The 17202-nt window shown below is 70.3% G+C and carries 24 protein-coding genes and 2 pseudogenes; 13 read left to right on the forward strand and 13 right to left on the reverse strand.

Annotation, left to right across the window (positions count from 1 at the left end):
* Positions 1–30 precede the first annotated feature (30 nt).
* Positions 31–714, forward strand: coding sequence for a response regulator transcription factor (locus tag ABZT02_RS20800; protein ID WP_356019438.1), 684 nt, complete (start codon positions 31–33; stop codon positions 712–714).
* Positions 711–2051, forward strand: a complete 1341-nt coding sequence (locus ABZT02_RS20805) for a HAMP domain-containing sensor histidine kinase (RefSeq protein ID WP_356019439.1) — start codon at positions 711–713, stop codon at positions 2049–2051. The genes ABZT02_RS20800 and ABZT02_RS20805 overlap by 4 nt, the downstream gene beginning before the upstream one ends.
* Here ABZT02_RS20805 and ABZT02_RS20810 read toward each other — a convergent pair.
* Together ABZT02_RS20810 and ABZT02_RS20815 are read right to left on the reverse strand one after the other, a co-directional pair.
* Complete coding sequence (locus tag ABZT02_RS20810; RefSeq protein WP_356019440.1) at positions 2017–2517, reverse strand: SgcJ/EcaC family oxidoreductase; 501 nt, start codon at positions 2515–2517, stop codon at positions 2017–2019. The genes ABZT02_RS20805 and ABZT02_RS20810 overlap by 35 nt on opposite strands.
* Positions 2518–2628: 111 nt before the next feature.
* Positions 2629–2820 (reverse strand): hypothetical protein, encoded by a 192-nt coding sequence (locus ABZT02_RS20815; RefSeq protein ID WP_356019441.1) that lies wholly within the window; start codon positions 2818–2820, stop codon positions 2629–2631.
* 108 nt (positions 2821–2928) lie between these two features.
* Here ABZT02_RS20815 and ABZT02_RS20820 point away from each other — a divergent pair, with 108 nt between their 5' ends.
* On the forward strand, positions 2929–3654 hold the full coding sequence (locus tag ABZT02_RS20820; RefSeq protein WP_356019442.1) for a sulfite exporter TauE/SafE family protein: 726 nt from the start codon (positions 2929–2931) through the stop codon (positions 3652–3654).
* On the opposite strand, the gene ABZT02_RS20825 is transcribed toward ABZT02_RS20820, so the two are convergent.
* Positions 3655–3987 (reverse strand): Uma2 family endonuclease, encoded by a 333-nt coding sequence (locus ABZT02_RS20825; protein ID WP_356019443.1) that lies wholly within the window; start codon positions 3985–3987, stop codon positions 3655–3657.
* Positions 3988–3990: 3 nt separating this feature from the next.
* Here ABZT02_RS20825 and ABZT02_RS20830 point away from each other — a divergent pair.
* Positions 3991–4354 (forward strand): annotated as a pseudogene (locus ABZT02_RS20830) (hypothetical protein).
* Here the strand turns inward: ABZT02_RS20830 and ABZT02_RS20835 are convergent.
* From ABZT02_RS20835 to ABZT02_RS20855, 5 genes are all read right to left on the reverse strand, one after another.
* Complete coding sequence (locus tag ABZT02_RS20835; RefSeq protein ID WP_356019444.1) at positions 4317–4568, reverse strand: helix-turn-helix transcriptional regulator; 252 nt, start codon at positions 4566–4568, stop codon at positions 4317–4319. The pseudogene ABZT02_RS20830 and the gene ABZT02_RS20835 sit on opposite strands and share 38 nt — an antisense overlap.
* Positions 4565–4981 (reverse strand): SsgA family sporulation/cell division regulator, encoded by a 417-nt coding sequence (locus ABZT02_RS20840; RefSeq protein ID WP_356019445.1) that lies wholly within the window; start codon positions 4979–4981, stop codon positions 4565–4567. The genes ABZT02_RS20835 and ABZT02_RS20840 overlap by 4 nt, the downstream gene beginning before the upstream one ends.
* A 123-nt stretch (positions 4982–5104) precedes the next feature.
* Positions 5105–5761 (reverse strand): DUF5063 domain-containing protein, encoded by a 657-nt coding sequence (locus tag ABZT02_RS20845; RefSeq protein ID WP_356019446.1) that lies wholly within the window; start codon positions 5759–5761, stop codon positions 5105–5107.
* Positions 5754–6353, reverse strand: a complete 600-nt coding sequence (gene recR, locus ABZT02_RS20850) for a recombination mediator RecR (protein WP_007383602.1) — start codon at positions 6351–6353, stop codon at positions 5754–5756. The genes ABZT02_RS20845 and recR overlap by 8 nt, the downstream gene beginning before the upstream one ends.
* A 76-nt stretch (positions 6354–6429) precedes the next feature.
* Positions 6430–6777: a YbaB/EbfC family nucleoid-associated protein gene (locus ABZT02_RS20855; protein WP_356019447.1), complete on the reverse strand. Its 348-nt coding sequence runs from the start codon at positions 6775–6777 to the stop codon at positions 6430–6432.
* Positions 6778–7030: 253 nt separating this feature from the next.
* On the opposite strand from ABZT02_RS20855, the gene ABZT02_RS20860 reads away from it, so the two are divergent.
* Positions 7031–7756 (forward strand): SLATT domain-containing protein, encoded by a 726-nt coding sequence (locus ABZT02_RS20860; RefSeq protein ID WP_356019448.1) that lies wholly within the window; start codon positions 7031–7033, stop codon positions 7754–7756.
* A 40-nt stretch (positions 7757–7796) separates the two neighbouring features.
* On the opposite strand, the gene ABZT02_RS20865 is transcribed toward ABZT02_RS20860, so the two are convergent.
* The 3 genes and pseudogenes from ABZT02_RS20865 to ABZT02_RS20875 all read right to left on the reverse strand — a co-directional run.
* The gene (locus ABZT02_RS20865; protein WP_356019449.1) at positions 7797–8054 is read right to left on the reverse strand and encodes a hypothetical protein; all 258 of its coding nucleotides are present in this window, start codon (positions 8052–8054) and stop codon (positions 7797–7799) included.
* 57 nt (positions 8055–8111) lie between these two features.
* Positions 8112–8570 carry a MarR family transcriptional regulator gene (locus tag ABZT02_RS20870; RefSeq protein ID WP_356019450.1) on the reverse strand — a complete coding sequence of 153 codons (459 nt, stop codon included), beginning with the start codon at positions 8568–8570 and terminating at the stop codon, positions 8112–8114.
* Positions 8567–9058: pseudogene (locus ABZT02_RS20875) on the reverse strand (DJ-1/PfpI family protein); the annotation flags it as partial. The gene ABZT02_RS20870 and the pseudogene ABZT02_RS20875, both read right to left, overlap by 4 nt.
* A gap of 100 nt (positions 9059–9158) precedes the next feature.
* Here ABZT02_RS20875 and ABZT02_RS20880 point away from each other — a divergent pair.
* From ABZT02_RS20880 to ABZT02_RS20890, 3 genes are all read left to right on the forward strand, one after another.
* Positions 9159–10514 carry an aspartate aminotransferase family protein gene (locus tag ABZT02_RS20880; protein WP_356019451.1) on the forward strand — a complete coding sequence of 452 codons (1356 nt, stop codon included), beginning with the start codon at positions 9159–9161 and terminating at the stop codon, positions 10512–10514.
* 92 nt (positions 10515–10606) lie between these two features.
* Entirely contained in the window at positions 10607–11308 is a 702-nt protein-coding gene (locus ABZT02_RS20885; protein WP_356019452.1) for a GntR family transcriptional regulator, read from the forward strand.
* A 130-nt stretch (positions 11309–11438) separates the two neighbouring features.
* Positions 11439–12089: a hypothetical protein gene (locus tag ABZT02_RS20890; RefSeq protein ID WP_356019653.1), complete on the forward strand. Its 651-nt coding sequence runs from the start codon at positions 11439–11441 to the stop codon at positions 12087–12089.
* A 23-nt stretch (positions 12090–12112) separates the two neighbouring features.
* On the opposite strand, the gene ABZT02_RS20895 is transcribed toward ABZT02_RS20890, so the two are convergent.
* The gene (locus ABZT02_RS20895) at positions 12113–12406 is read right to left on the reverse strand and encodes a hypothetical protein (RefSeq protein WP_356019453.1); all 294 of its coding nucleotides are present in this window, start codon (positions 12404–12406) and stop codon (positions 12113–12115) included.
* A gap of 166 nt (positions 12407–12572) precedes the next feature.
* Here ABZT02_RS20895 and ABZT02_RS20900 point away from each other — a divergent pair, with 166 nt between their 5' ends.
* The 5 genes from ABZT02_RS20900 to ABZT02_RS20920 all read left to right on the forward strand — a co-directional run bounded on the left by ABZT02_RS20900 (position 12573) and on the right by ABZT02_RS20920 (position 15194).
* Positions 12573–13472, forward strand: coding sequence for an NAD(P)H-binding protein (locus ABZT02_RS20900; protein WP_356019454.1), 900 nt, complete (start codon positions 12573–12575; stop codon positions 13470–13472).
* A 123-nt stretch (positions 13473–13595) separates the two neighbouring features.
* Positions 13596–13883 (forward strand): hypothetical protein, encoded by a 288-nt coding sequence (locus tag ABZT02_RS20905; protein WP_356019455.1) that lies wholly within the window; start codon positions 13596–13598, stop codon positions 13881–13883.
* Positions 13884–13952: 69 nt separating this feature from the next.
* The gene (locus tag ABZT02_RS20910) at positions 13953–14318 is read left to right on the forward strand and encodes a hypothetical protein (protein WP_356019456.1); all 366 of its coding nucleotides are present in this window, start codon (positions 13953–13955) and stop codon (positions 14316–14318) included.
* Positions 14319–14325: 7 nt separating this feature from the next.
* A complete protein-coding gene (locus ABZT02_RS20915; protein WP_356019457.1) occupies positions 14326–14826 on the forward strand; it encodes a hypothetical protein in 501 nt (166 codons plus the stop codon).
* Positions 14823–15194 carry a peptidase inhibitor family I36 protein gene (locus tag ABZT02_RS20920; RefSeq protein WP_356019458.1) on the forward strand — a complete coding sequence of 124 codons (372 nt, stop codon included), beginning with the start codon at positions 14823–14825 and terminating at the stop codon, positions 15192–15194. Before ABZT02_RS20915 ends, ABZT02_RS20920 begins: the two co-directional genes overlap by 4 nt.
* 176 nt (positions 15195–15370) lie before the next feature.
* Here ABZT02_RS20920 and ABZT02_RS20925 read toward each other — a convergent pair whose 3' ends face one another.
* A complete protein-coding gene (locus tag ABZT02_RS20925; protein ID WP_356019459.1) occupies positions 15371–17182 on the reverse strand; it encodes a 5'-nucleotidase C-terminal domain-containing protein in 1812 nt (603 codons plus the stop codon).
* Positions 17183–17202 lie beyond the last annotated feature (20 nt).

Here is a 17202-nt window from a genome sequence, read left to right on the forward strand (position 1 = left end):
GAATTAAGTTTCAAGGATTAGGGTGCGACTGTGCGCGTACTCCTGGTGGAAGACGATGAGCCGGTCGCCCAGTCCCTGAGACGCGGCCTGGTCCGGTACGGCTTCGAGGTCGAGTGGGTCTCCACCGGCGGGGCCGCGCTCGGCCACCAGGGCCCCTACGACGTCGTCCTCCTCGATCTCGGTCTGCCCGACACCGACGGCCTGGACGTGTGCCGGGCGCTGCGCGAGCGCGGTGACGTGCCGATCATCGTGATCAGCGCCCGCAGCGACGAGACGGACCGGGTGGTCGGCCTGGAGCTCGGCGCCGACGACTACGTGTCCAAGCCGTTCGGGGTCCGGGAGGTCATCGCGCGGATACGGGCCGTGATGCGGCGCGCGCAGCCCCGCACCGAGGCCGCCGCGGGCCCCGACACGTACGGCTCCCGCCTGACCATCGACCGCAAGTCCGCCCGGGTCCGCCTCGACGGCGAGGAGGTGCCCCTCGCGCCGAAGGAGTACGACCTGCTGGCCTTCCTCACCGAGGAGCCGGGCGCCCTGATGTCGCGCGAGCAGATCATGGAGGCGGTCTGGGACGCGAACTGGTTCGGGCCGACCAAGACGCTGGACGTGCACGTGGCGGCGCTGCGGCGCAAGCTCGCCGGGGCGATCGTCATCGAGGCGGTCCGGGGCGTGGGCTTCCGGCTGGAGATCGCCGGGGACGACGGAACTTCATGAACCGGCAGCTCATCCGGAGTTACATCCTGCTGGTCGCGGTGGCCATCCTGCTGTTCACGGTGCCGGTGGCCTTCACGCTCACCGATCAGCTGCGCGACGACACCGAGTCGTCCGTCAAGCGCGAGGCGAACACCATGGCGATCCTGCTGGGCAACGGCGACCGGGCCTCGTGCGAGGCGCTGACCAAGGTGGCCAGGGCCTACGGCAACGTCCAGGCGACCCCGACCGCCAGCTGCGACCCGCGGCTGAAGACCCCCGCCCCGGACGCGGCACTGACCCGGGCCGTGGCGAAGAACGAGGCGACGACCGACTGGGGTTCCGACTTCGTCTGGGGCAAACACCTGACCGTCACCGTCCCCGCCGACGGTGACGCGGCCGTGCGGGTCGTCTACTCGACCTCGGACATGACCAGGCGGCTGTGGCAGATCTGGGGCTTCCGGGCCGGACTCGCCGTGCTGGTGCTGGCCGCGGCCGCCGCGATCGGCGCGTTCGCCGCCCGACGGATCACCGCGCCCCTGCGCGAACTCAACTCCATGGCCAGCAAGTTCAGTGACGGCGACCTGACCGCGCGCTCCCCGGTCACCGGACCGCCGGAGACGCAGACGCTCGCCCGCACCCTGAACCAGGGCGCGGAACGTCTGGACACGCTGGTGGCCTCGCAGCGCATCTTCGTGGCGGACGCCTCGCACCAACTCCGCACCCCGCTCACCGCATTGCGCCTGTCGCTGGACAACATCGCGGACGGCGTGGACGACGAGTCCGTACGGGAGGACGTGGAGCAGGCGACGGCGGAAGTGGTCCGGATGAGCCGCCTGGTCAACGGCCTTCTCGTCCTCGCCCGGGCCGAGGCGAAGGTGACGGCCGCGGAGCCGCTGCCGCTCAGGGAGATCGTGGACGAACGGCTGACGGTGTGGAGGCCGGCCGCCGACGAGCGCGGAGTCACCATCGCGCTCAGGGGGAGTGTTGTCGACGACCGGCCGTCTGTGCTGGCCAGCCCCGGTCACCTGGACCAGGTGCTGGACAACGTGCTCTCGAACGCCCTGGAGGTCTCGCCGGACGGCGGGCGGATCACCGTCGAGATCGAGTCCCGGGCGGACACGGTGGTGCTGTCCGTCCTCGACGAGGGGCCCGGCATGCCCGATGCCGACAAGTCCCGCGCCTTCGACCGCTTCTGGCGCGGTCAGGGCCTCACCGGGCGCTCCGGCTCCGGTCTCGGCCTCGCCGTCGTCAAGCAGCTGGTGACCGACGACGGCGGAACCGTGACGCTGGCGGACGCGCCGGGGGGCGGGCTGAAGGTGGAGATCAGCCTTCGGGCATCGCCGAGGAGTGGTGGTTGACGATCTTCCACTCGCCGTTCCGCTTCTCGTACTCGTACGTGTAGCGGGCCTCGACGACGCGCTTGGCGCCGCTCTTCGGATCGGTGAGCGTGAACTCGTAGACACCGGTGTCGATCGCGGAGTCGGCGTCGAGGACGTTGACGATCGTCTGGACCTTCTTGCCGACCGGCTTGTTCGGGAGGAAGTGCTCGAAGTAGTCGACGATCTGCGCGTGGTTGGTTCTGACCTTGTTGGAGACGGTGGGCAACAGGACCGCGTCCTTGGCGTACAGGTTCGCCACCTTGTCGGCGTCACCGGTCTTCAGGGCCGCGTTCCAGGTGGTGAACAGGCCCGCGATCTCCTTCTTGGTGGGCTTCTTCGCGGCGTCCGTCCCGGCGGTGGCGACGACGGTACCGACGGTTCCCACGGCGACGATCGCGGTCGCGGTGACGATGGCTGCGCGCTTGGTTATGGAACGACGGGTCATCGCTGTCTCCAGTGCGGTGAGAGGTGGTGCTGTGAAGTGACTCCAGCCTCTCTTCACGCTGGTTAGGGCCCGTGCAGCCGAGATACAGGGCACGGACAGCGGATGCCCAAATCACGCCGTGTGACGGCCCGGTCGCTGTCCCCGCAGCAGTCCGACCCCGGCCCCGAGCGACACCACGCCCATCCCCACGGCGGTCATGACACCCTGCGCGCCGTCCACGACGAAGGGCGCGGCCGCGGCGACGACGAGGTTGAACAGGAAGAGGAACCAGAGGACGGGGGTGGAGGAGAGCAGCGACTTCATGGTCGTTTCCTTCGGCTCAGGGATTCGCTTTCGAGATCAACGATCCCGTTTCCGAGGGACGGTCACGAGGGGGTGCTCTCCCGGACCGGGGGTGCAGTGCGGTACACCATGGCGGTGACGAACGACCTACTTCTGGCGGGGATCGTGCTGCTGGGCTCCTCCGTCCAGTGGCTCACCGGGATGGGCTTCGCACTGGTCTCCGTACCCGCGCTGGTCCTCCTCCTCGGCCCGGCGCAAGGGGTGGTCCTCGCCAACTGCGCGGCCGGGGTGATCTGCCTGGTCGGCCTGGCCGGCGGATGGCGCCTGGTACGCCCCCGGGCGATGCTCCCCTTCTGCCTGGCAGCGGCCTGCACGGTCCCGGCGGGCACCTGGCTTACCCACCGACTCCCCCGGTCGTGGCTGCTGCTGATGATGGGCGGCCTGGTGACGGTGGCGGTGCTGCTCGTCATGCGGGGCGCCAGGGCGGCCGCTCTGCATGGCACCCGAGGCGCCGTGTTCGCGGGCGCGGCGGGCGGGTTCATGAACTCCGCGGCCGGGGTGGGCGGCCCGCCGTTCTCCCTCTACGCCCTCAACGCGGGGTGGACGGTACGGGAGTTCGTGCCGAACGCGATGTTCTACGGCGTGATCGTGAACGCCTTCTCGGTGGCGTCGAACGGGGTGCCGGGGCTGACCGGGACGCAGTGGGCCTCGGTGTGCGCGGCGATGGGGGCGGGCGGCCTGATCGGCAGGAGCCTCGCCTCCCGGACACCGGAGAAGCAGGCCCGTCTGCTGGTGCTGTCGCTCGCCCTGCTGGGCGGGGTCACGGCTGTGGGCAAGGGGCTGTGGGGGCTGTGATCAGTCCGCGAACTCCTTCAGCGGCTCGGTGTCGAGGGCGAAGCCGACGGGCTCCGGGAGCTTGACGGTGGCACCGAACGGCAGCTTCTCCTCGTGCCGGAACCGGCCGTCCTCGGGCTGGTTGAAGACAACGACCGAGCAGGCGTCGCGGTCGATGAGGAGGTAGACGGGGATGCCGGCGGCGGCGTAGCCGTCGGGCTTCTCGACCCGGTCACCCCGGTTGGTGTCGGAGTCGTGCGAGGTGATCTCGACAGCCATCAGCACACCATCCACTTCCGGCCACTCGCCGTGCCCCTTGAGACCGCCCTTGGGCACCAGCCCCGTGAACGTCACCGTGTGACCATGACGAACGCGATCGACCCCTTCGACTGGGTCCCGGCCTCCGGACACCAACTCCGTCTCGCGGGCGTGCACTTCGACGCCGTACGGATCGAAGGCGTACGAGGAGAGCTGGTCGCCGCCCGGCTCATCGAGGCCGCCGACGGGGACGCGGGGCCCGTCGTGTGCGAGGTGACCGGGTTCCGGTGGATGTACTTCCTACTCACGCGCCGTCACGTACGTCGGGATTCCCGCGCTGGACGGGAACACCTGGCCACTGCGCTGGTACAGCGAGCCGACGCCGACCGCCCCGTACGTCGACGCCGGACTCTTGACCGGTGTGATCACGGACGCCGTACCCGTGCGGCCCGCGTCCCCCTGATCCGGGCGCCCAGCGCACGGGCGTACTCGCGCAGGGTCTGCAGGTCGTGGATCTCGCCGCCCTCGATCTGGGTGACCCACGCCGGGAAGAAGTCGGCCGCTACGGCCACCTGCCCCCGCGTCAGGCCCTGTTCCTCGCGGACCTCGCGCAACCGGTGGCCGAGGGCGTACGCGTGCGGGGCCGACAAGGGGCCCCGGATGCCGACGCGGATCACACCCGGCCCCCGTAGAACGCCACCAGCCCGTGGTCCAGTTCGGCCCCCACCGTCTCCTCGCCCGCGGCGACGACCGTGTACGTGCGGGCCAGGAAGCGGGTCAGGTCCGCCGACACGAACCGGAGCACAGCCACACCCTGCGCAGCGTGGAACTCCACGTACGCGTGGGTCGAACCGGCCGGGCGGACCCGGACGTTGCCGATGCCGGCCGGTGCGCGCAGCCCCTCGCCCAGCAGGACGCGGGCGAACGTCCACGTCGTGGCCTCGCCGTCGACCGTGACGTGCGGCGGGAAGTCGATGTGCACGGCCAGCGGGTCGGCGGAGGTGTAGCGCAGGGTCGCGGGGATCGCGAGCTCCTGGTGCGCGGCCGTGATCAGGCGGGCGCCTGTCGGCTGCTGGAGGGTGACGTGCATGCGGGGCTCCAAGTCGGCGGGGGGCACGGGCCGGGTGTGGCCGTTGTGCAGTCAGACCACCCCAGGTGCCCGCGCATTACGCCGTTCCAGAAGTCTGTGCGTATGACCCGCGTCACACAGCCGCTACTGCGGGGCTCGCAGACCCAGTGGAGCCGCGATCTCCTCCACCATCACCTTGCCCGCCTCGAACTCCAGCGTCTCGTCGCCCACCGCCTGGTCGGTGTCGAGGCCGTCCAGTTCCGCCAGCGGCTGGTTCAGGCGCACGTGCGCCACGATCGACTGGAGGGCGCGCAGGGTCGCGGAGGCCGTGGAGCCCCAGTTGGAGAAGTAGGAGAACTGCCACCACCACAGCGCTTCCGAGGTGCGGCCCGCGCGGTAGTGGGCCATGCCGTGGCGCAGGTCGGTGATGACGTCGGTCAGGTCGTCGGAGATCCGGGCCGGGACCGGGGCCTTGCGGGGCTCGTAGGGGTCGAAGACCTCGGAGTAGACGTCGATCGGCTCCAGCAGCCGGGCCAGGTTCTCGCGCAGGTCGTCCACGTCGGCGTCCGGGCCCGTGTCGGGCTCGTAGCGCTCGTCGGGGACGATGTCCTCGTGGGCGCCCAGGCGGCCGCCGGCCAGCATGAGCTGGGAGACCTCCAGAAGGAGGAAGGGGACGGCCGAGTCGGGTTCGTCGCCCTTCGCCACCTCCATGACGGCCACCAGGAAGCTCTCGACCTGGTCGGCGATCTGGACCGCGAAGTCGTCGGGGTCCTGGGCAGCGTGCAGTGTGGCGTCAGACATCTAGGAGTCGTCTCCCCTCGAAGGCGCGGCCGAGGGTCACCTCGTCCGCGTATTCCAGGTCGCCACCCACCGGGAGGCCGCTGGCCAGGCGGGTGACCTTGAGGCCCATGGGCTTGATCATGCGGGCGAGGTACGTCGCTGTGGCCTCGCCCTCCAGGTTCGGGTCGGTGGCCAGGATCAGCTCGGTGACCGTCCCGTCGGCCAGCCGGGCCAACAGTTCTCGTATGCGCAGATCATCGGGTCCTACACCCTCGATGGGGCTGATGGCGCCGCCCAGGACGTGGTACTTGCCACGGAACTCCCGGGTGCGCTCGATCGCGACCACGTCCTTCGGCTCCTCCACCACGCAGATGACGGAGAGGTCGCGGCGGGGATCGCGGCAGATGTTGCACAGCTCTTCCTGCGCGACATTGCCGCAGGTCGCACAGAAGCGGACCTTCGCCTTGACCTCCATCAGGCACTGCGCGAGCCGACGGACGTCCGTCGGCTCCGCCTGGAGGATGTGGAAGGCGATCCGCTGGGCGCTCTTGGGACCGACGCCGGGCAGCCGCCCCAGTTCGTCGATGAGGTCCTGGACCACGCCTTCGTACAACGGACTGCCGTCCTTCCTGGATTCCTTGCGATACGTACGCTAGTTGGCCGACACCCGACTTCGAAAGACGGGCCCCCTAGAAGGGCAGGCCGGGGATGCCGCTGCCACCGCCGCCGAGGCCCTGGGCGAGCGGGCCGAGCTTCTGCTGCTGGAGGGTCTGGGCATTCTCGTTCGCCGCCTGCACGGCCGCGACGATCAGGTCGGCGAGGGTCTCGGTGTCGTCCGGGTCGACCGCCTTCGGGTCGATCTTCAGCGTGCGCAGTTCGCCGGCGCCGGTGACGGTGGCCTTCACCAGACCGCCGCCCGCCTGGCCGTCGACCTCGGTCCTGGCGAGTTCCTCCTGCGCGTTCGCCAGGTCCTGCTGCATCTTCTGGGCCTGCTGGAGCAGCTGCTGCATGTTGGGCTGGCCACCACCGGGGATCACGATCAGCTCCTGTGTCGATACGGCTGTGCGGGCGAGGTTTTTCCGCCCTGGCACGAGCCTACGTGGTCGGGACGGGCGTCGCCCCAGCACTCTTTCGAGTGAGTTGACGTGGAGTCCTATACCTGATCAAGGCCCTCTTCCGAGCGGAAAAGCGACCAAAGCACCCCCTTCGCCACCCATTGGGCGGTAGGAAGGATCCCCGCACATCAGCATCAGGCGTCACGCAGGGTGACCGATCAGTAGGGAGCGCCGGGTGGGTCAGCCGGAGATGCAGCCCGAGGGCCCGCCTCAGGACGGACGGGCCGATCTGGCCGGGCGGCCGTTTCCGCTCGGTGACTGGGGTGAGCCCGCCGTACGGCTGGACGAGCTGTACCGGTGGGTGGAGCACGGGGCGCTGGAGGCGGCGTCCTGGTATCTCGCGGACCGGGTGGGGAAACGGCGCTGTGCGCGGGCCCTGCGGGGCGGGGCGGCGGTGGGGGCGGTGACCGGGTCCGTGCTGCCGCTGCTGGGGCTGACGGGAGTGGTGGGGGCCGGGATCGCGCCCTGGGGCTATCTCGCCCTCCTGCTCGCGGTGGCCTGCGTGGCCGTCGACCGCTTCTTCGGTGTGACCTCCGGCTGGATAAGGGACGTCGCCACCGCACAGGCCGTGCAGCGCCGCCTCCAGGCCCTCCAGTTCGACTGGGCCTCGGAGAGCGTCCGTGAGGTGCTCGGCCCCACGGAGGGCACGGCCGCCGAGGCCACCGAGCGCTGCCTGGGCGTCCTGCGCCGCTTCTCGGAGGACGTGACGGAGCTCATCCGGGTGGAGACGGCCGACTGGATCGTGGAGTTCCGCAACGGGTCCGCGCCGATGGGCATCCAGGGGGCGGTGACGTCCGGCGGACGTCAGGACCCCGGGGGCGCTCAGGGACGCCTTCCGCTGCCCCCGGGGCCGCCGGCCCGCCCGAACATGCCCCGGCAGCGACCGCCGGAGCCCCGGTGAGCCGTGCACCGGGCCCTCGACCGCGCGAGGAGAAGCGACGTCAGGGCGAGACCGAAGGGGCCGGCGGAGCGGCGCCGGGGCCCTCCTCGTCCAGCACGGCGTAGACCGTACCGCCGGCGCCCAACGCCACCACGAGCGCGATCGCGAGGAGTGCCAGCGTGACGGCACGGCTGCGGTACCCCGTCTCCGGATCGGTCTCCCACCGGTACGGCGTCATATAGGTGCCGGGCGCGGGGCGCTCCCGGGCGGGGTCCCGCCCGTCGCCGTCCGCCGGGTCGGCGGAGCCGTGTTCCTCCATCGCAGGCCCTCCCCCGAGACCGCGCGCCCGCGCACCCGTACGGCAGAAGTCCAGTGTCTACGTCCGTCCGCCGTCCGTCGAGATCTGGTCGAGCACCTTGGACAGCCGCTCCAGCACCCCTACCGCTTCGGCGAGTTCGGCTTCCCCGAAGGTTTCCGCGAGCCGGTCGGCGAGGGCCGCATGGCCCGGATCGATCCGCCGCACGGCGGCCCGCCCCTCCTCGGTCGGCGCCAGGAGCTTGGCGCGCCGGTGGGCGGGGTTGGGCCGGTACTCGGCCAGCCCCCGCTCGACCAGCAGATCGGCGATCCGCTGCACGCTCTGCCGCGTGATGCCCATCTCCCGGGCGATCCCGGCGACCGGAAGCGGCTGCCGGAGCACCGCGCCGAGCACCTGCCACCAGGCGGCGGTGAGACCGGCAGGGCCCGCCAGCTCCTCGGCCACGGCAAGGAATTGGCCGTTGAGCCGGAACACCCCGAGCGCGCTGCGGCTGAGCAGGTCCTGGCGCTCCCGGCTCACTCGGCGGTCGCCTTCTGCAGCACGGCGTACGCCTCGGGGTCGGAGTCGTGGAACAGCCGGTACCAGGCGTCCAGCACCTCACCCTCGTACACCCCGAGCAGCCGGAAGATCTCCCGGGCGAAGGCGACGGGCTCGGTGGGTCCGGCGGTGATCAGGCCGCGGTCGGTCACGGCGTCCGCGTCGACGTACCGCTCGCCGCCGCCGTATCCCGTGGCCGCCAGGTAGAAGGACACAGCGCTGGTGTGCTTGCGGTCGTCGAGCAGTCCTTCGCGCGCGAGCCCCGCGGTGGCCCCGCAGATCGCGGCGACGGGCACCCCGGCGTCGAGGAACTCGCGCGCCTTGCGGGCGAAGAGGGCGAGGTCGTCGGAGGTGTCCCAGAGATCGGCGCCCGGGAGGATCAGCAGGGAACTGTCGGAGGGCCGCACGTCGTCCAGGGCACACGCGGGCTGCACCCGCAGGCCCCCGACGGAGTTCACCGGCTCCCGCGACGTCAATCATCTGTAGTTGGACAACCTGTCGTGGAAAGCCCCCGTCCACAGACAGGACGCCGATACCGCTTCCGTATCGCGGACATTTACGCTCACTCGCATGACCCCTCAGCCACACCCCGAGGTCGGCGTCGCCGTGAAGGCCGCGGACCGTGCTCATGTGTTCCACTCCTGGTCCGCGCAGGAGCTCATCGACCCGCTCGCCGTCGCCGGTGCGGAGGGCTCGTACTTCTGGGACTACGACGGGAACCGCTATCTCGACTTCACCAGCGGGCTCGTCTACACCAACATCGGGTACCAGCACCCGAAGGTCGTCGCCGCGATCCAGGAGCAGGCGGCGAAGATGACGACCTTCGCACCCGCCTTCGCGATCGAGGCGCGGTCGGAGGCGGCCCGGCTGATCGCCGAGCGGACTCCCGGGGACCTGGACAAGATCTTCTTCACCAACGGTGGCGCGGACGCGGTGGAGCACGCCGTGCGCATGGCCCGGCTGCACACCGGGCGGGCCAAGGTGCTCTCGGCCTACCGCTCGTACCACGGGGGCACCCAGCAGGCCGTCAACCTCACCGGTGACCCGCGGCGCTGGGCCTCCGACAGCGCCTCCGCCGGGGTCGTGCACTTCTGGGCGCCCTTCCTGTACCGGTCCCGCTTCTACGCCGAGACGGAAGAGCAGGAGACCGCGCGGGCGCTGGAGCACCTGGAGACGACCATCGCCTTCGAGGGGCCCGCCACCGTCGCCGCGATCATCCTGGAGACCATCCCCGGCACCGCCGGGATCATGGTTCCGCCGCCCGGCTACCTCGCCGGCGTCCGGGAGCTCTGCGACAAGTACGGGATCGTCTTCATCCTGGACGAGGTGATGGCCGGGTTCGGGCGCACCGGTGAGTGGTTCGCCGCCGACCTGTTCGACGTCGTGCCCGATCTCATGACCTTCGCCAAGGGCGTCAACAGCGGATACGTACCGCTGGGCGGGGTCGCCATCTCCGGCGCCATCGCCGACACCTTCGGGAAGCGGCCGTATCCCGGCGGACTCACCTACTCCGGGCACCCTCTCGCCTGTGCCGCCGCCGTCGCGACCATCAACGCCATGGCGGAGGAGGGCGTCGTCGACAACGCCAAGCGCCTGGGCACGGCCGTCCTGGAGCCGGCGCTGCGGGAGCTCGCCGAGCGGCACCCGAGCGTCGGCGAGGTGCGCGGCGTCGGCATGTTCTGGGCGCTGGAGCTGGTGAGGAACAAGGAGACCCGCGAGCCGCTGGTGCCCTACAACGCGGCGGGTGAGGCGAACGCCCCGATGGCCGCGTTCGGGGCCGCCGCGAAGAAGCAGGGTATCTGGCCGTTCGTCAACATGAACCGGACGCATGTCGTGCCGCCGTGCAACGTCAGCGAGGCCGAACTCAAGGAGGGCCTCGCGGCGCTGGACACGGCGCTCTCCGTGGCGGACGAGCACACGGAGTAAATCTGCCGGGCGTTCGAACGCGTAAGGTGGCGTGCTCGTAGACATATGTACGAGCACGCCATCTGCACCTGCGTGAGGGAGGCCCCCCGACGATGCCCGGCAGCAGCGGCAACGGTGCCGTCACCCGCAGCACGCTGCGGCAGCAGATCGCGGACGCGCTGCGGGACGAGGTTCTGGCCGGGCGGCTCCAGCCGGGGCAGGAGTTCACCGTCAAGGAGATCGCCGAGCAGTACGGCGTCTCCGCGACCCCGGTCCGCGAGGCACTCGTGGACCTGTCCGCGCAGGGACTCCTGGAGGCCGACCAGCACCGCGGCTTCCATGTCCACGAGTACTCCCTCGACGACTTCCGCGGCATGATCGATGCCCGCAGCCTGGTCACGGACGGCATGTTCCAGTCGCTCGACGCCGGCCACCGCATCCTCCAGGAGCTGGACGAGCCCCGTACCGCCGCGGCCGTGGCGGGCGTACGGCGGCGCGGTGAGGAGGCCCAGCGGGCCGCCGCCGCGGGCGACCTGACCGTACTGATCGGCTACGACCTGCGCTTCTGGCGCGAACTGAGCGTCCTGTTCGGCAACCCCTATCTCGCCGACTTCTTGCACCGGCTGCGGGTGCAGACCTGGGTGTGCACGGTCCAGCACCTGCGCCGGCTCACCGATCTGCGCGGCAGCCTGTGGTCCGGGCACCCCGAGGTCGCCGACGCCCTGTACGAGCGGGACACCAAGGCCGCCCGCGAGCTCCTCGCCGCCTACAACGGCCACTATCTGACCCTCATCGAGGGCCTCACCGCCGACTGACCGCGCCGGGCACGGGTAAGGGACCAGCACAACCTGCACGAGGGGCCCCGCCCCACGATTCCAGCGACTACCCTTCCCTGACCACCGTGTGACGATGTCCGCGCACCGCGAGTATCCGAGGAGCTGTCTTTTGGCCTGTGACCTGTGGCTGGTGCCTCTCGTCGACGTCTTGTGCCACACCCCGGACAACCCGTTCGCCGACGAACTCGCGCAATACAACAAGGTGCTCGCCGAGGCCGGGTTGCCGCCGGTTCCGGTGTACCAGTACATGCCGGGACTGTCCGGCGAGGTCGCCCCGGTGGCCGGTTTCGACTACGACGCCCTGCACTTCCTGCGCCGCGCCTATCTGCTCCAGGTCTGCGGGCTCCCGGTCACCCCGGTCGACGAACTCGGCGGCGACTACGAGCAGTTGCTGGAGATGTTCGAGGCGACGGCCCAGCAGTCCCATCTGGTCTGGCACTACGACCACGCGGGCGCGTACGTCCCCGTCGACTTCCCGCACCCCCTGGCCAACGACGAACTCCTCGCGGGCGGCGGCCCATTGGGCTCCTCGCAGACCCTGTTGCGGGAACTGGAGTACGTGGCCCCGGTGATCGGCATCGATCCGGCCAATCCCCCGGCGCCCCCCGAGCCGCCGCACGCCCCCACGGAACTGGAGGAGCCGGCCGTGCCCGCGCCGTACGACCCCAGTCCCTTCGCCCGCGAACGCCATGTCTGGCTGGGGCTGCACGCGGCGGCGACCCGGAGTCTCGCCCAGGGCTCGATGATCATCTTCAGCTGAGGGCGGGTGGAGACGGCTGAGGGTCAGCGTCCCAGCTGGGAGAGCCCCTTCTGCACGTCCTCGTAGTTCATCACCGGGGTGTAGGTGATCTTCGCGCCCAGGTTCTGGAAGAACGGCTCACTGATCACCGGCATCAGTGAGCTGTCCTGCATGTCGAAGACCATGTAGGCGGTGCGCTGACCGTTCTCAGCGGTGAAGTAGGCCGCTTCGGGCTTGACCTGTTCCATCGACTGCTCGATCAGCTTCGGCAGGGTGCCGTGGCTGATGGCGTCGTTCGCCTTCTCCGTGTCCATGGACACCTTGAGGAGTACGCGCATCGCACTCACCTTCTCCAGATCGACAGGCAGAGATGCACAGTCCAAGAATATGCCCGTATGCGGCATTTCTCCCTGGCTACTCCGGAAGGAGCAGCCGGACCGCCTCCCCCGGTGCGATGCCGGTCGCGACCCCCGCGCGCAGGCTGGGGTCGTCCACGAGTCATCCATGAGGGAGACGGCGATGATCCTGGTGACCGGAGCGACGGGCCAGGTGGGAAGCGAGCTGGTACGGCGGCTCGCGGCGGCCGGGGAGCCGGTGCGCGCGATGACCCGCCGGCCGGCAGAGGCCCGGCTCCCCGCGGGCACGGAGGCGGTGTACGGCGACGCGGCGGACCCGGCGAGCCTGGAGCCGGCCTTCGCGGGCGTGGCCGGGGTGTTCCTCATGTCGGCGCAGGCCGTGGGCACGGCCCCCGAGCCCACCCATGACCTCGCGCTCGCCGCGGCGGCGGCCCGGGCCGGTGTGCGCCGGGTCGTGAAACTGTCCACGCTGGACGGCGGGAGGGGCGACGACCCGATCGCCCGCTGGCAGCGGACGGCGGAGGCGGCGGTGACCGACCCGGCCCGCGGTTTCGCCTGGACGCTGCTGCGCCCCGGCCGCTTCATGTCCAACGCCCTCCAGTGGGCAGGGCAGTTGCGGGCCGGCGACGAGGTGGCGATCCCCTTCGCGGACCGCCCGGCGGCGAGCATCGACCCGTCGGACCTGGCGGAGATCGCGGCGCTGTCCCTCACCACCGGTGAACACGGGGGCGTCACCTACGAGTTGAGCGGTCCGCAGTCCCTCACCCCCACGCAGGAGCTGGCGATCCTCGGCGAGATCCTGGGCCGCGACCTGCGCGTCCGCCCGGTGCCGACGGACGCGGCCCGCGCCGGCATGGCCCTCCCCCACTCTCGACCTCCCTCGAGCGGGGACCCCGTCGGCTTCCCTCCCGAGGTCGTCGACGCCATCATGCGGCGCACGCTGGACGGCGACCGGGGCTCGCAGGTACTGCCGACGGCCGAGAAGGTACTGGGACGCCCGGCACGGACGTTCGCCCAATGGGCACGGGCTCACAGGGAGGAGTTCTGAGGTTCTGGGTAGCCGCCTCACGGAGGTTGAGTACCGCTACTCAGGCGGCGGTCGCCGGTGCCCCGGCATCGTGGAGACCACGGACGGAGCCCACAGCTCCGCAAAAACTTCCCGGGGGACCCGATGAACGGCTCGCGCTACTTCCTCAACCCGCTCGCTCTCGGCTACCTGCTCCTCGTGGCCGCCGTCGTCGGCTGGGTCGGCGTCGACACGCTGTTCGTCGAGCACGCCGACGCGAGCCTCGCCGGGGTCTGGGCGTTCCTGGTCACGGCCCCGGCCTCGCTGCTGTTCGTGATGCTGCCGGGCGCCCTGGCGTGGGCCGGGATCGTCGTCGGGGCCGTGGTGAACGCGGCGGTGCTCGGGGCCGCCTACCAGAACCTCAGCGGCCGCCGCCCGCACACCAACGCCTGAACGACCCACCGATCCGCTGAACGGGTGAATGACCGCATACGCCCACAAAGGGCTGGGCATGCAGCGCGCATGCGCTCTGCCTTGATCACTTCCGTGCTGCTCGCTGCCCTCGCCCCGCTCGCCGCCCCGCCCGCCCACGCCGCCGCTGCCGTACCGCCGGGGCATGTCTACTTCTGGGCCGAGCCGGGGCAGATGGGGCCCGGCGGTGCCTGGGACTACGCGCCCCCGGGGTACAAGGAGGCGGAGCCGCGGGTGAAGCGGCACGCGTACTCCTTCGACTCGCACGCGCCCGTGACCGTGTACGCGATCAGCTTCCAGGGCGGCGGTGCCTGTGTGTACCGGGCGATCCGGCCGGACGACTACTCCGACAACTGGGGCTGGGCCACGAAGTTCGACGGCGTCAGTGACACCACGATGGGCTGCCAGGCCGGCTGACCCGCTCATGCGCGCCCGTACGGCGACGGCCCTGGCCGTCCTCACCCTCCTCACCGGATCCGCCTGCACGGCGGGGGCCGCCCACCCGGCACCCCCGGCCGACGAGGTCATCAAGGCGGCCACCCGCGAACTCACCGACGACTGTCTGACCCGGCGGGGCCTCACCCCGAAGTCGGGCCGACAGCGCGTGTCCGACGCCCTGTTCGGCACCGGCCGGGCGGAACTGTCGCTCCGGCTGCCCACCGGCTATGTCGTCCGCGCCCACACCGACGGCTGCCTCGCGGCGGCGCAACAGTGGCTCTACGGCGACCAGGACCGCTGGTTCCGCACGTCGGTCGTCGTCAACAACCTGGGGCCCGAGGCCGCCAGGACCGGCCGCCCGCTCTCCGAGGTCCGTGCCGCGCACCGCGCGGAGATCGCGGAGTGGCGGCGGCTGCGCGCCCGTGCCCTCACCACAGCGTCCGCCCTGCTGGAGGGCGGCGGCACCCACCCGAAGGGAAACCAGTGAAGCGCTTCATCGCCGTCCTGTCCGCCGGACTGCTCGCCACCGGAGCCGTCCTCGCCACCTCGGCCTCGGCCCAGGCGGCGGCCTGCGGCAGCGGGAACTTCTGCGCGTGGACGGACGCCAACTACCAGGGCCAGAAGATCGAGTGGACCGGTGACGACGGCTGGTGGGAGGGCAACATCGCCGACCAGGACTCCTCCTGGGCCAACCATGGCATCTCGGGCCCCGGAATCAAGGACTACGTCAAGGTGTACGAGGACGCCTGGCAGGGCGGTGACATGACGCTCTGCCTGGCACCCGGCCAGGAGGCCGGCTACAACGGCGTGGCCAACGACCGCGGCGACTCCCACATCTGGGCGACCGGCTGCTGAACCGGCGTACGGGAAAGGGGACTCCGGCCCGTCGGCCGGGGTCCCCGTCCGTTCAGAAGGCGCCCGGGTCCGCGTGGACATCCGAGGGACGCCGGAAACCGCCGTCAGACCACCAGGACACGCTTATCGCGCTTTCAGTTGGCGAAACCCCAACGACTTCTACTTCTTTGACGACTTCACGAGAAGACCGCCGTCCCGGCCTGCGTCAGCTTCCAGTTGGTGACCGCGAAGTCCTTCGGGTCCAGGGCCCCCTTCGACGTCACGTAGTCGATCATCAGCTGGCGGATCTCGTTGGTGGAGCTGTAGGCGATGTCGGCGGCCGCGATGTGCGGGTAGCCGGAACCGCCGTTGGCCCGGTAGTTGTTGACGGCGACGACGAAGACCTGGTCGTCGGCGACCGGAGTGCCGTTGTAGGACAGGTTCTTGATCCGCGAACCCTCCGGCTGCGCGATGTCGATGTCGTACGAGACGCCCGCAGCGGTGTCGTACATGTAGTCCCAGAAGCTGTTGGCGTTGGTCAGCGTCGCGGTGTCCACGGCCGTGCCCGCGGGCACCTGGTGGTAGTACTTCGCCGCGTACTCCAGGTAGTCCTTGAGCTGGGTGCCGGTGAGCTTCTTGCCGTACAGCGTGTTGTCGTAGATGTAGAGCCCTGCGATGTCCTTGATGGTGACGCTGCCCGCGGGGATGTCGGCCGTGCGGGAGAAGGGTGCGGCGACCGAGATCAGAGGGAGTGCGGCGTCGGCGGTCGACAGGCCGGTCTTGACGGTGTCCATCTGGACCTGGTGGATGAAGTCCATGATCGGGACGTCCTTCCAGCAGGACTCCGCCGCCGAGAGGTCCTCGGTGCAGGTGCCGACGGCCGTGTTGACGTACTTCACGACCAGCTCGTGGTCGGCCTCCAGGAGCTTCTTGATCTCCGGGTCCTCGTCGACCGTGTTGGGGTTCAGGGTCTGGGCGGTCTTCTTGGTGACCTTCCACTGCCCGCGCACGAGTTCCAGCTCGAAGTCGAAGACACTGAGCCGGTAGCCCCAGCAGTACGGCTCGGACAGCAGGACGTCCTCGCCGGTCTCGTCGTTCTTCACGGTGTACGACGGCACCTCGACGTGAGTGTGTCCGACCAGGATCGCGTCGATGCCCGGGACCTGCTGGGCGACGAGGTTGGAGGCGTTCTCGACGTACGGGAGCTCGTCGCCGTACGACGAGGAGCCGTCGAGCCCGGAGTGGTCGGTCAGGAAGACGACGTCACAGCCGAGGGCGCGCAGCCGGGGCACGTACTTCTTCGCCTGCTCGACCAGGCCGGGGAAGACCATCTTCCCGCTGACGTTGTCCTTGTCCCACAGGGCGATTCCGGGGTTGGTGAGGCCGAGGATGCCGACCTTGATGTCGGGGGCGCCCGGCACACAGATCCGCTTCACGGTGTACGGCTGGAAGGCGGGCTTCAGCGTCTTCGCGTCCAGGGCGTTGGCGCCCAGCAGCGGGAAGTGGCACTGGCTCTCGAACTTCCTGAGCACTTCGATGCCGTAGTTGAACTCGTGGTTGCCGAGGGCGGCGGCGTCGTAGCGCATGTGGTTCATGGCGACGGCCATCGGGTGCTTCGGGGCGCCCTTGTCGGTGATGGGCTGCACGCGCGCGAAGTAGTAGGCGAGGGAAGTGCCCTGGATGATGTCGCCGGCGTCGACGAGCAGCACATGCTCCTCGCCCTTGGCCGCGCGCTGCTGCTTGATGAGCGTGGCGACCCGGGCGACGCCGACGGAGTTGCCCTTGGCGTCGGAGTACGCCTTGTCGAGGTAGTAGTCCCAGTCGAAGACGTGGCTGTGCAGGTCGGTGGTGCCGAGGACGGAGAACGACCAGGTGCGGTTCTTCTTGGCCGGGTGCCGCTCGGCGGCCTCGGCGGCGGGCGCTCCCACCGACCCCGCGACGGCCACGGCCGCCCCGGTGACGGCCGACTTCTTCACGAACGCGCGACGGTTCAGGGGACTGACGGGCATGGCAGGGCTCCTGGAAGGGG

It is taken from the genome of Streptomyces sp. NPDC005402 (assembly GCF_040606575.1).
GTDB lineage: Bacteria > Actinomycetota > Actinomycetes > Streptomycetales > Streptomycetaceae > Streptomyces.